The following is a 13,058-nucleotide window of genomic DNA, read 5'->3' as shown; positions in this document are numbered from 1 at the left end:
AGATCATATCGAGTCGCGAGTCCGTAGCCCAAGATCTCCATACGTGCTTCTGTCTGAACTCGATGCCTTGCCCGATCCGAGGCCCGGAGACCGACAGAGGCCAGTAGCGCGAAGTTTGACCACAAGGGCGATGGCGCCGGTCGCGGCAAGCTCCCGCATGGTTGGGGTGTTGATGTCGTTGAAGGTCGCGGAAGTTGTGCGTTTTGGGGGTCAACGCACCGGAGATGGACTCAGACAAGTACACCAGGTGCCAGGGGGCGAGCCATGCGCGGCGAACAAAACGACCGGAGTGCGGCACTCGCTGAGCTGCGCACCCGGCTGAGCAGTGGGCTAGCCCGCAGCGGGCTGACCAAAACGCAGCTGGCCAGGCAGGCAGGTCTGGGGCGGACCTTGGTGTCGGAGGCGTTCAAGGCAGACGGGCCCCCGCCCTCGGCGCGGACGGTGGCCGCACTGGCCCGGGCATTGAAATTGCCTGCGGAGGAGTTGCTGCACTTACAGCGGGCTGCTGCCGCTGCGACTCTTTCCATGCAGCGGCCTGGGCTGGGCCGTCCAATCAGGATGTGGGAGCCGCACGAGCTGGAGATTCATCCAGCCGGTTCGAGCGGGGCGCCTTCCAGCTCACCTGGCTCCGCGATGCGGGCGCTGCCCGGGTACGTGGCTCGTGAGCATGACGTTGTGCTGGCTGATGCAGTACGGGATGCGGCTGATGGCCATAGCCGGATCGTGGTCCTGGTAGGCAGCTCGTCGACGGGGAAGACACGGGCGTGTTGGGAGGCCGTACAGCCCCTTGCCGAGATGGGGTGGCGGCTGTGGCACCCGTTTGAACCTACCCGCGCGCAGGCCGTGCTGGAGGATCTGCACCATGTAGGGCCGCGGACGGTGGTTTGGCTTAACGAGGCGCAGCACTACCTCGGCGACCGGGTAGCTGGTGAACAGATCGCAGCGGCCATCCACCATCTGCTGGTCAGCCCGCAACGCGGGCCGGTCCTGGTGCTGGGCACTCTGTGGCCCGAGTACGCTCAGTACTACGCCGCCCTGCCCGCACCGGGCGAGCCTGATCCTCACAGCCGGGTACGGGAACTGCTCGCCGGCCACACCCTGTCCGTCCCAGACGCCTTCGATACCGCGGCCCTGGCCGCCGCGAGCACTATTGCCCAGGCGGGGGACGTGCTGCTCGCCGACGCCCTCACCCGCGCACGGGACAACGGGCGTATCACCCAGGATTTGGCTGGCGCCCCAGCACTGCTCAATCGCTACGAGCAGGCGACCCCGGCCGCCAGGGCACTGCTGTACGCGGCGATGGACGCGCGCCGCCTCGGTGTCGGCCGCCACCTCCCCCTGGCCTTCCTCACCGACGCTGCCCTCGACTACTTGGCCGACACCGACTACGACCTTCTCACCGACGACTGGGCCGAATGCGCCTTCGCTGAACTGGCCCAGCCAGTCCACGGAAAACAAGCCCCCCTGCACCGAGCCACTCTCCGACCCACTCGGCGCCCACCCACGCCCACCACTGCTCGCGGATCTCTACCCCTGCAGCCAGCGAGGCCACAGGTCCGACTCGCCAACTACCTGGAACAGCACGGCCGCACCACCCGCGAACACCTGTGCCCGCCCGCCTCCTTCTGGCACGCCGCCCACACCCACCTCACCCAGCCCGACGACCTGAATAGCCTCGCGGAAGCAGCCGAAGACCGGCACCGCCTGCAATGGGCCCACCACCTCCGCCTCCAGGCCGCCGACCACGGCGACACCCGTGCCTTGGTCGGCCTGGCCGTGATGCGAGAGGAGGCCGGGGACTGGGAGGGCGCCGAAGCCCTCTACCGCCAAGCCGGCGACCATGGCGACCCCCGTGCTCTGGTCGACCTGGCCGTGATGCGAGAGGAGGCCGGGGACCGGGAGGGCGCCGAAGCCCTCTACCGCCAAGCCGGCGACCATGGCGACCCCCGTGCTCTGACCAGCCTGGCCGTGATGGGGGAGAAGGCCGGGGACCGGGAGGGCGCCGAAGCCCTGGCTCGGCAGGCTGCCGATCAGGGCAGTACCAGCGCCCTGACCAGCCTGGCCGTGATGCGGGAGAAGGCCGGAGACCGGGAGGGCGCCGAAGCCCTGGCTCGGCAGGCTGCCGATCAGGGCAGTACCAGCGCCCTGACCAGCCTGGCCGTGATGCGGGAGAAGGCCGGAGACCGGGAGGGTGCCGAAGCTCTCTACCGCCAGGCCGTCGACCACGGCGACATCCGTGCCCTGTTCCACCTGGCCGAGTTGCGGGAGAAGGCTGGGGACCGGGAGGGTGCTGAAGCCCTGGCTCGGCAGGCCGCCGACCACGGCGACGCCGCTGCCTTGCACCGCCTGGCGATGATGCGAGGGGAGGTCGGGGACCGGGAGGGCGCTGCATCTCTACTCTGGCAGGCTGCGGAGCACGGCAGTACGGCTGCTCTGTATCGCCTGGCGGAGATGCGTGAGGAGGCCGGGGACGGGGAGGGCGCCGAGGCGATGGCCTGGCAGGCTGCGGCGCACGGCAGTACAGCCGCCCTGTCCCATCTGGCGGAGAAGCGTGAGCAGGCCGGGGATCGGGACGGGGCCGAGGTGTTGGCCCGCCAGGTCGCCGAGCACGGCAGTACGGCTGCTCTGTATCGCCTGGCGGAGATGCGTGAGGAGGCCGAGGACCCTGAGGGCGCCGAGGCGTTGGCCTGGCAGGCTGCGGCGCACGGCAGTACAGCCGCCCTGTACCGCCTGGCGGAAAAGCGTGAGGAGGCCGGGGACGGGGAGGGCGCTGAGGTGCTTCTCCGGCAGGCTGCCGAGCACGGCAGTATCGACGCCCTGTACCGCCTGGCGGAAAAGCGTGAGGAGGGCGGGGACCGAGAGGGCGCGGAAGTTCTTGCCCTCCAGGTCGCCAACCACGGCGGCGTTGCCCTGCACTGGACAATGATGCGGGGGCTACTCAACAGGCTTTGGCCGAACGGTCTGGACGCGGACGGTGCGCCGACGTCCCCATGGCAACCGTCAGCGTTCACCCTGCGCGGCCGACACGAGCCGCCAGACGCGCTCCGCGACGGTGACCGAGTCGCAGGCGAACCCCACCCCGACAACCGCACTGATCTACCGGATCGGCAAGTCAAGGTCGGACGCACCGTCCGCCGCGGCGCAGCGGCGGGTAGCGGCCGGCCCGACGACCGCGCCGCTGTCGACGCAGCTGCGGGGTGCCGGGTCGGACTCGTGCTGCTCGATGACCGCAATCCCAGCGTCGACGCGTCGAGTCGCATCGCGCTGCGGCTGCACGCCGACCCCGGCCACCCATGGGCCGTGCCAAGCTCCCGCCAGCGGCCAACCTTGGAAGTGGTGGCAACCGCGCTCGGGTCGGCTTCCATTGTGCCCGGCCGCGGTTTCTACGACCCTATTGACGTCTTGGAGTTCACCTTCGTGCCCCGACGGCCCGGACGCCATCTCATCCGATTCACCCTGTATGAGACCGCCAGCGGTGCCGCACTGCAGCAGGTGGAGACCACGCTGACGGTCACCGAGGCTGCCCCGGACAACGAGGCGCTCGTACCGACAGCCGAGCGCCGGCGGAGGTGAATCAATGTCGACTCACCTTCCTGTACATGTAGTTCAGGATCCCAGCAGCGGTTTCCGGCGCCTGCCGCACCTGGCGGCTGTCGAACCCGACCTTCGTGTCAGCTTCGACATCCTCGACGGGGGCCGTTTGCAGGCACGCATGTCTGGGCCTGCTCTGCCCAGCCTGCGCGGCGGCGAACACAAGGCCGTCTTGTCAGCGAGTCCTGTCGAAGTTCGCTCCGCAGCCGCCCGATTGTGCCGACGCTGGAAGCAGATCTTCGTTGACCACCAGCCCAAAGATGCTGGCGGCCGTCCGCAGTCCGACCGGCGGCGCCCATACGCTTCGGCCGCCGATCTGCGGCACGAACCTGAAGCCGAGTTGGTGGCCATCCTGTCCCAACTCGCCCGAAGCGGCGCCTCCGTCCTCTTCGATGTGTTGTTCGGTGGGGAAGACGAGCGTGTAGAGATCTTCCGCGGCTATCTCGCGATGATGCTGGCGGGCGAAGGCCTACGGATTCGCTTCGACTCCCACGATCTCCACCTGCCGTGGACCATGTTGTGCCTCAGGCCCCAGCACCTTGCCGACGCTCCGCTATCTGCCGGAACAAGCGAACTTGATGCGCTGTTCTCCCTATTCCTTGGGCACCGCCACCAGATCGAGCACACCGGTGACGCCTACCAGAGGCTGTGGCTGCCCATGCCCGAACCGGGACCCGTGGCCGTGAGTCTTAACCACGACACGAGGATTGGCCTCAAGACCTGCGCCCCCGCTGTCGCCTTTACCCTCGGCGAGGGAACCCGCTGCGAAATCCGTACCACGTACAACGACCTCGTGCGCGACCTTGGGAAAGCCGACTTCGACGAGCAGCTGATGTACTTCTGGGGTCACGGAGGCTTCGAGCCCAACGGCTCGGAGGCCGCTCAACTCGTCATCCGGCTCTCCGACGAGATCCCATTCGATGGCCACACGGTGCGTGAGGTCCGCTCCGAACATCGGCGCACCGGTATCTTTCACCCGTTCGTACTGCTCAACGCCTGCCAGGCTGGCCACACCGCGGGCGACGCCGACCGCGCGTTTCTCGGCCGGGTGCTGGTTGAGCATGGCGCGCAGGGTGTACTTGGCCCGCAGATCGACATGCCGCAGGCATTCGCTGCTGAGTACGCACGGGAGTTCGTGCGTCGATTCTTGCGCGGCGGCCCGGACGACACGGCAGGCCGCATCGCCTACGACCTGTCCCGCCATTTCACGGCCGAGTTCCGCAACCCTCTCGGATTTGCGTATGCCCTGCACTGCGGCATGGACGCCCGGGTGCGTTTGCCTGAGAGAACGGACCAGTACGCATGACATCATCGCGCCCCCTGACCAGCGATTTCGTCGCGGCGATCGACCTCGACGAAACCGGCTGGCTGCTGGACGAAGACACCGGCGAGCCGGTTGCCGAGCATCACCTCGCCCGCTACTTCGCCGAGCGTCTGGCACCACCGTCATGGGCCACCGACATCATCGTCTACGTCCACGGCTGGCAGACCTCGCCACGCTCGGCGGCCCGCGCGGCTAACCGGCTCCGTGACCTCTCTGAACACGCCTTCATCACCTCCCCCAACCGCTACCCCAGGCTCGCAGAGGGTGGTTTCCGCCCCTGGATGCTCGCGGTCCGGTGGCCGTCCTCCAGTCGGGTTGGCCGGTCCGGCTACGAGCAGATCCGGGAGCGCGCGCACGCGATGGGAGCCCGCCACGGCACCGGGTACGCCGCCCATGTGATCGGCCGGCTTTTGGGCTACCTGGACGCGGAGCGGCCCAATCCGGCCGGCGCCCAGGTCCTCGCCAACCGCGAAGGCCAATGGCTCCACCTGGTGGGGCACTCCTTCGGTTGCCGATTCCTGGGCGAGGCGGTGCAGTGGGCTGCGGAGGCCTCGCTCGGCGACACGCTGAGCTGGACTGTGGCCGAGGAACTGCCGTCCCGGCCCTTCACAGCCGACAGCATGCTGCTTTTCCAGATGGCGGCGCCCCGTTCTGCCTTTGGCTCTCTCTTCCCGTCTCTCTTGCCTGGGGGTGACGGAGGACACGACGGAGCGCCGCTGCGTGGTCCGGTCGTAACGACGTACTCACGACACGACCGGGCCACAGGCTTCTGGCACCTACGTGCCGAAGGCGAGCGAGGCATTGGCCACAGCGGTATGGCCTCAGTCCCTCTGGAGCCGTACCGAATTCGGATGCGGCGGGCCGTCGAGCGGTACCCCTTCGACAACCTCAACCATCGGTTCGTCAGCATCGACGCTTCTGACTTCTACGTGCGGGGCAAGCGACTAAACCCAGCGGGTGCGCACTCGGACCACCTGCGGCTCGAGTCGGCGCACCTGTTGCTGTCGTTGGCGGACTGGTCGCGCTGACCGGAACAGAGATTGAGCAGCAGACACCCGGCCGATCGCCGGAGTCGGCCAGCCGTTGACCGGCAACCGCAACGGCTGAAAGGCGCGAGATCTATCTGGAAGAGAGCACGTCGTCCGCATCACCACGGTCATTGCGGACGGCCCGCCAGGGAGGTGACGTCCGGCCGTTCGCGGTTCGAGGAGCGGAATGATGTTCGTCGGTGGGGGCCGGCCGTGGGTGCGGTGGGCACAGGGTGGGCACTGGTCGGCGGGGCGGCCCGTGTCCTTGTCGGGTTGTCCGGTGCCGTCGGGCTGTGGCGCTGATGGATGCGCTGGCGGCCGCCGGGGCGGCGGTGGAGATGGGGCGCCGGTGAGGCAACTTGGCAACTTGCGCTGCCGCCTGTTGGTGTCCTTCATCGGCGCGGCTACCACGCAGCAGCCGATCGATCGCGGCGCGGATCGCTTCCGCATTTCCGGCACGGCCCGCGTCACCGATCTGTGGCGTGTCACTCGCTGTCCGATGCAGCGGCCCCGCCGTCGTGGTCTCCTCCACCGCCGGCTGGGCCTGCAGTACGCCCGGCCCCGAAAACACCCCCGCGGGCGTGTGGCGCCACCTCGAGGACGCGTTGCGTATTGTTCTACCGTGATGTACTTTAGCGCCTGCCCCTGCGCGATCGGGGCCGGCGCAGTGGAGCCGACGGTGCCGGCTCCACCTTGAGCTCGACCGACCAGGCCCCCACCCGCGGGGCCACAACCACGGCCTGCGGGTTCACTGCCGGTCCGACAAGGAGTAACGGTGATTCCCGCCGACGCTGATGAACTCGTGACCTCACAGGACATCGCGGAGAAGTACGAGGCCAACGAGGGCAACGTGGCCTACTGGACCACGCTCCCGGGTTTCCCTGAGGGCTGGCCGTCAGGTCCGGGACGGACCTTGGTCCGCGATGCCGCGCTGGTGGACAAGTGGCTGAAGGAGAACCTCCCGATCCACTGGGCGAAGGGGCAGGACTCGGACAACCCGTTCGGCCTGCCCGCCGGCAGGCCAGAGGACTTGGTGACGCTGTCGGACATCTGCGCCTGGGAGGGCAAGGCTCTCGGGCGGACGGAGCCAGTGCCGGAAGCCACCCTGCGCGGCTACATCTCCAGGAAGGTCCTACCCGGCCCCGACCGCACGCCGCAGGACGGCAAGCGGCCTGAGGTCACAGAGCGGAAGTGGTTCCGCGAGACGGCCTACAAGTTCGTGAACCGTCCGCGGCGCATGCGCCGGCAGACGAAGGCCGAGGAACCGGCAGGCACCGAGCAGACCCCTGCAGCCGACAGCGCGCCTGCGGGCCGTTCGACCACCGCGCGCACGGAGCACCTGGACGCCCAGGCCATCGCGACCACGTACAGCGTCAGCGGGCAGACGGCCCGGGGATGGATCCGCGCTGAGGGGTTCCCTGAGGCAGGCGAGCACGGTTACAGCGCCGCCGAGGTCGACGAGTGGGTGCGCGAGAATCGCCGGCGGACCTGGGTCACGGCCCAGCGACGCGCTCAGCTGTCCGGCCACGCGTGGGCCGAGTCATCGGCATCTGACAAGGACGCCGGCGCCCAGAAGGATCTCGCCGACACGACGCCGGCGGCGGAGCCGACCGCCGACGCGCAGGGCGAACAGGCGCAGCTCACCGCGGAGATGATCGGTCCGCGGTACGGCGTCTCCGAGTACACCGGCCTCCAGTGGACCAAGGTCAAGGAGAAGCGCGAGGGCGACAAGGTCGTTCGCCGGGCTTTCCCAGCACCTCGGAGCACGCAGCCACGCACCTATGACCAGCACGAAGTCGACGCGTGGGTGGAGAAGCACCGCCCGCATGTCTGGGCGGCTTTCAAGGGAACCGGGCCGGCCCTGGTCCACGATCTGCCCGAAGGGGACCCGCAGGACCTGCTGGACATCTACGACTTCGCCGAGGTGCTGGGCATGACCACCCGCGGCGAGGCACTCGCGCGCGAGACCGTCCACGCCTACCTAGCTCGCGGCCAGGTCCCATACCCCGACCGAACTGCCGATGACGGCAAGAAGCCGCGAGTCTTCCAGGATCACTGGTATCGCGAGACGGTCTACAGGTTCGTCCTCAGCCGCAGGGGGTCCGGCCGCTTCGGTCCCAGGCGCTAGGAGGCCTTCGCGGCCGAGTCCCGGCTGCCGGCCGTTGACCGACTCGATGGGCCGGCCCAGGAGACGCGGACAGTCGCTGGAAACACCAGAGCCCGCCGGTCATCTGACCGGCGGGCTCTCGGCTTTCGCGTGCTGCTGAAGGGTTTAGCTGCTGTGTCGTCGTGATCTCTCGCGGGTGCTGTTCTCGGATGCGTTGTCCGCCGCGGCGACAAGGGCGTCGAGTTCCTCATCGCTGACGATGACAAACGCCGTTGCCGGGACCCGACCGACCTGCGCCTCGTAGCCGACGCTGCGGAGTCGCCGGGTGAGCGACTGCGCCTCGTACGGTGTGAGGACGTACTTGCTCTCCGGCGGATCGGCGAGAGCCGTGACACGGTAGATCCATTCGTGGCCTGCCTCGTGCGCTGGCATCGTCATTCCATTCGCTCGTGGTGACGACCTCATGGTGACCGTCACCAGTCTCTGTCCCCGGTCGGGACGTCGTGCGTGGGCATCGCTGAGCGCGGCCTCCGGGTGGAGGCCGCGCCTGTGGCTTCAGCGGTGTGGCGCGCCGCCCATGTCAGCCGCGCTTGCGGAAGAAGCGGCGGCGGGTACGGGGCTGCGGCCGGTGCGGCCGCTGCCCGGCCAGCTCGTAGACGGCGTCGTGGAGCTGGGGGTGCGCCAGGAGGGTCCAGTGCTTGCCCAGGGCCGCCCAGACTTCCGTCAGGGCGGTGCGGGGGTCCGTTCCCAGGAGGGTGCTGTACGTCGCTGCCACGGCGGGGGTGCGGGAGCGGCCTGCGACACAGTGGAGGAAGACCCGCTTGCCTTCCTTGCGGAGCCGGAGAACCTGGCGGGCCGCCTGGTCGAGGGCGTAGTGAAGGTTGGGGTTCTCGCCCTCCTTGTCGACCAGCCATACGCGGACGTGTTCGACGTCGGTCCGGGAGAAGATCGGCCCCTGTCCGACTCGGCACAGGGAGACGACCGCGTCGACCGGCGGTGTGCCAGCGAACTCGGTCATGGGGAGGTTGCCGAGCAGGACTCCGGGGTCGTCGGGGTGCTGTGCGACGTACTCCTTTCCGGCGTAACCGGGGATCTTGACGCGCGGGGCCGAGGGCCAGCCGTCGTTGTCGTCCATGCCCTTGCGGGCGGTCAGGACGGCCAGGCGGACGAGATCCGGGGCAGTCATTGTGGGCCAGCCGTTCACTGCCTGCTGCCAGGCGAGCGGGATGGCCGAGACTCCCCAGCGCGCGCCCAGGAGGGTGCCCGCGATTGCGGCCACGGTGTCCGTGTCGTTCCCCGCCCGGACGGCCGCTTCGGTGGCGAGCTGGAAGTGCTGGGCGGGGAACGATCCGCGCTCCGGTGCCAGCTCGGGAACGGGCGTGCGGGTGATTGCGGACCACGCGGCCTGAAGGGCGGTGACGACGTACCCGTTGCGGGCCCAGTGGTGCGGCGGGTTCGCCTCGGCCTCATCCAGCCTCGCGTGCCAGATCTCCTGCCGGTCCTCGGGGAGCAGTGTGATGCCGTCGCGGACGCCGCTGAAGGTGCCTTCCAGCACGGCGGTCCGGATGCCCGCGCACCACAGGATGCACGCTTCGACACACTGGGGGTCGCTGTGGGTGAGGGAGCTGATCATGGTGGCGGCCCGGACCATTCCGTCCACGTCGTCCAGGTAGGCGAGGGCGACGACGCCGGTCCGCATCAGCGAGCCGTTGCCCGCGCTGAACCGGGTGCGGGCGGTGTACGCGTCGGCTTCCGCCCTCATGGCCTGGGCGGGCGTCCCCGTCTTGTGGCTCTTCGCGGCGCGGAGCACGCCGCTGGTCTGGTTCCCGATGTCGCTCGCGCCCCCGTCGCGCCAGAGGTGGAAGTTGCGGGCGATCTGGTCGAGTGCGGTCGGGCTGGTGAGGTCGGTGCCGGTGGATGCGACGGCGGCGATGCACACGTGCATCTGGGTGTCGTCGGAGTACTCGCCGGGCTTGTAAGGGCCCAGCCCGCCACCAATCATGGCGGGCTGCTCATCGGAGCCCAGTCGGCGGGCGAACTCATAGGGAACGCCGAGGGCATCACCGCACGCGGCGCCGAGAAGGACGCCGGCTGCGCGGTCGGTGGCGTGGACGTTGAGCGGATGGGCCGCCGGGGCCAGGGTGTGGGTCGTGAGGTCAACGAGCTTGGCATTCACGGGTGTTCTCCCGAGGTCATGTACTACGTGCGTGGTCTGAGGAGGGCGGGGGCGGGGAGCGCGGCGTCAACTCACATGGCGCTCAAACCCGCTGTCGCTACGTCAGAGTGGCACGACCAAACCTCTTTCGTCAACATGACGATTAGCGTTGTGTATTCTCTTTTCCATGTGTACTATGATTTGGGCATCTCCCGGAGCCGGGGCAACGCGAACGGGGCCGAACTGAACGGCTCCTCCGCGACCAGTAGCACCAGCCAGTCCGTGACGGAGGCACCCGGCTCGACCGGCTGGTCGGGGGGCAGGGCCAGAGTGACGGCCGCACCGTTACCGGCCTCCGCCGTCCAGCGGCCCGCCACGTACTCCCCGGGGAACAGGTCCGCATGCATGCGGTGCCGGTCGGTCAGGTCGAGCAGGACACAGAACAGCTTCCGGTCTGTGGTATTGCGGAGCCGGACAAAGACCGTCGGCGGTTCCCATGTCGCGCCGGTCCAGGTGTAGGCGAAGTCGAGGTCTTTCACCGGTGCGGGGGCGCCGTCGCGGGGCGGGCGCTGCCGACCCGGCAGCGCCGGGAACAGCTCGAGCTGGATCGCCTCCTCAAGCGCCGGGGATGCGCTTTCCAGGTTGCGTACCTGCAGCCAGCGGGCGATGTGGTCCAGGTCGCTGACGGTCTGTTGGATGCCACGGTCGTCGATGGGGACCGGGGACGCCAGTGGCTTGTCGTCGAGGCGGTTACCTGAATCGTGCGGCTGCTGTGGGCTTGGCGTACCCGTATCCCGAGCCGGAACGCGGACTCGCCGGTGGTCGGGACGATGCGAATGTGCGGTGATGGGCCGCCGCCGGGGCCGGTGGTCTGGACGGTCTCGGTCAGGCGAAGGACGACGTCGGGGTCCGCCTGGATCGACACCGCGGCAGGCGGGAGCGGCACGTCGGTCAGGACCATGTCGTACTGCTGTTCTTCGTCGGGTGTCCAGTCGATCGGGTCGACGACGCTGCGTTGGGTGTACACGTTGGCAACGTGAACCTCCCGGAGCGGCGCGGTGCGGTGCACCCCGAACCGCGAGCCGGTGACGACGCCATGCATGGCCCCCGCGTCCACCTCCCACTGGTCCCGCAGTTACCGCATGGTGACCCGGGCAGCGCGCGGCCGCAGTGCCCCGCCAAAGACCTCCCGGTCGGCGAGATCCCCGATCGCTTCCAGGTTGGGTATCTGCCGCAGGAGCCGGCCCTCGACCCGGCATCGGGCGTAATTGAGCACTTGGCGGTAGGTGGCGTCGCGGCCGAGTCGGGCCAGTGCGTGACCGAGTGCCTCGGTGAACACGCCGTGCCAACCGTCGGGGAACGGCCGCTCGTTGGCCAGTTCCCACTCGTCGCACGCGGAGAACGCCACATGCCTGGGCAACTGCGCGCCGGGAACTGGACGGGATGGGTCCGTAGCGTCGGTAATCAGCTCGGGCAGCAGATCGCGGAGTTCGGGCGGAGTTTCCAACCTGGGAGCAAACCGCGGGGTCAGGTCGGGCGGCAGGCCGTCACGCATCGCGCTGCGGGAATGGCACGCATCCAGGATCGTCACAAGGGTGGCGCCGGTACTGACCACCTCGTAGGCCAGGATGGCGAGTTCCTTGTCGTACAGGTCCGGGACGCCGGCGCGGCTGTCGTGGCACACCATCGTCTGGCACATGCCGGCGCTTTCGGCGTACCAAATCTCTTCCGGTAACGGTCCCGTCGAGCCGTGACCGCTGTACCAGAACAGCGCGATGTCGTCGGCGCCGAGACCGCCGAGGTGGCTGCGGAACGCCTCGATGATGCCGGCGCGGGTGGCCTGCTCGTCGCAGCGCTTCTCGATGACCAAGTCCTCTGGCGCGACCCGGTCGCGCAACAGCCGCTCGGCCAGTTTGACGTCGTTCACGCAACCGCGCAGGTTCAGGTGCGGCAGCCGGTACGTGTCGATACCGACCAGCAGGGCATGGACCTTAGGCATCGATGGAGCTCCTGTCCGTGGCGTTTTCGCGGTCATGGACCGATGTGCGCGAACGCCGGTCCACGAGGTGGGCCAGTCCGCCGATTCGGCACGCAGCCGGCGTACGGCATAGTGCAGCCCGGCGGCGGCACGGTCGGCGTGCAGTACGCCGTCGGATGCCACGGCGCGATAGACGTCCGCGGCAACCTGTGCCGCCTCCCCAGCTCCACGATCCCCGCCCCCTCGGCCGTACGACGCCCGTCCGTTCGATGTGATGCCACTCATTGCCACGAGTCAGCGCCACTATCCGTTCCCGACCGCTGGGGGCGCACAGACGCACATCTACGGCGCACACCGTCAGATCTGAGCGACTCTGTGTCAGCGGCTTCGTAGAGCAGGCCAAACCCAAGATTCGTTCAGCGATCCAGGCGGCGCTTGCACCGAATCGGTGGCCCGACCGGCGGCCAACAACGTATCCAGAGCGTACGAAAGCTGGATGTCGTCGGGGTCGTGGGGCAGTTCGGCGAAGTCGCGCTTGTCGACGGAAGCTGTCACGCGGCCAGCGCCGTGGTGGACCAGGGACCCATGTGCAGCCAAACCTCCCGGTCCCCGAACGAAGATGCCCGAAGTCATACCTGGCTCCGAACCCGTCACTCAGGCGGCAGAATGTGGTCGCTGATGTACGGGTTCCACGCTGACGCCGTCCAGGATTCTGGGAACCTGCGCGCCTTCCCGTGCTCCGTGCGCACTTGCGGCCGCTCAGCACTAATCGGGATGTCCTCGCTGCTCTGTTGCGCGGCGACTACCACCCGGCAGTCAGCGAGGCGCCCGGGATTCGACCATAACCGACCACCTCTTTTGCCGATCGCAGCACT

8 protein-coding genes and 1 pseudogene are annotated in these 13,058 nt (G+C 68.6%); 5 read left to right on the top strand and 4 right to left on the bottom strand.

Translation table 11 applies throughout. The annotated features are described in order from the left end of the window. Positions 1-264: 264 nt before the first annotated feature. The 5 genes and pseudogenes from AS594_RS46790 to AS594_RS36350 all read left to right on the top strand — a co-directional run. Positions 265-483: pseudogene (locus AS594_RS46790) on the top strand (helix-turn-helix domain-containing protein); the annotation flags it as partial. A gap of 396 nt (positions 484-879) precedes the next feature. Beyond that, entirely contained in the window at positions 880-3,573 is a 2,694-nt protein-coding gene (locus AS594_RS36370; RefSeq protein WP_240509327.1) for an SEL1-like repeat protein, read from the top strand. Positions 3,574-3,577: 4 nt separating this feature from the next. Then, positions 3,578-4,897, top strand: a complete 1,320-nt coding sequence (locus AS594_RS36360; protein WP_107393258.1) for a CHAT domain-containing protein — start codon at positions 3,578-3,580, stop codon at positions 4,895-4,897. Then, a complete protein-coding gene (locus AS594_RS36355; protein WP_069935887.1) occupies positions 4,894-5,943 on the top strand; it encodes a hypothetical protein in 1,050 nt (349 codons plus the stop codon). The genes AS594_RS36360 and AS594_RS36355 overlap by 4 nt, the downstream gene beginning before the upstream one ends. Before the next feature lie 775 nt (positions 5,944-6,718). Beyond that, the gene (locus AS594_RS36350; protein ID WP_069935886.1) at positions 6,719-8,071 is read left to right on the top strand and encodes a hypothetical protein; all 1,353 of its coding nucleotides are present in this window, start codon (positions 6,719-6,721) and stop codon (positions 8,069-8,071) included. A gap of 144 nt (positions 8,072-8,215) precedes the next feature. Here AS594_RS36350 and AS594_RS36345 read toward each other — a convergent pair whose 3' ends face one another. The 4 genes from AS594_RS36345 to AS594_RS36325 form a co-directional block, all read right to left on the bottom strand. Further along, entirely contained in the window at positions 8,216-8,482 is a 267-nt protein-coding gene (locus AS594_RS36345) for a hypothetical protein (protein ID WP_141747231.1), read from the bottom strand. Positions 8,483-8,630: 148 nt separating this feature from the next. Then, the gene (locus AS594_RS47370; protein ID WP_276207460.1) at positions 8,631-10,226 is read right to left on the bottom strand and encodes an ADP-ribosylglycohydrolase family protein; all 1,596 of its coding nucleotides are present in this window, start codon (positions 10,224-10,226) and stop codon (positions 8,631-8,633) included. Positions 10,227-10,399: 173 nt separating this feature from the next. Continuing rightward, positions 10,400-10,744 carry a hypothetical protein gene (locus tag AS594_RS36335; protein WP_069935884.1) on the bottom strand — a complete coding sequence of 115 codons (345 nt, stop codon included), beginning with the start codon at positions 10,742-10,744 and terminating at the stop codon, positions 10,400-10,402. Between the two features lie 596 nt (positions 10,745-11,340). After that, positions 11,341-12,204, bottom strand: a complete 864-nt coding sequence (locus AS594_RS36325) for a caspase family protein (protein ID WP_069935882.1) — start codon at positions 12,202-12,204, stop codon at positions 11,341-11,343. Positions 12,205-13,058: the final 854 nt, after the last annotated feature.

Source organism: Streptomyces agglomeratus, assembly GCF_001746415.1.
In the GTDB taxonomy this organism is placed as follows: Bacteria; Actinomycetota; Actinomycetes; order Streptomycetales; family Streptomycetaceae; genus Streptomyces; species Streptomyces agglomeratus.
Note: the sequence above shows the minus strand (reverse complement) of the source record. Positions and strands in the feature narration are given on the sequence as shown.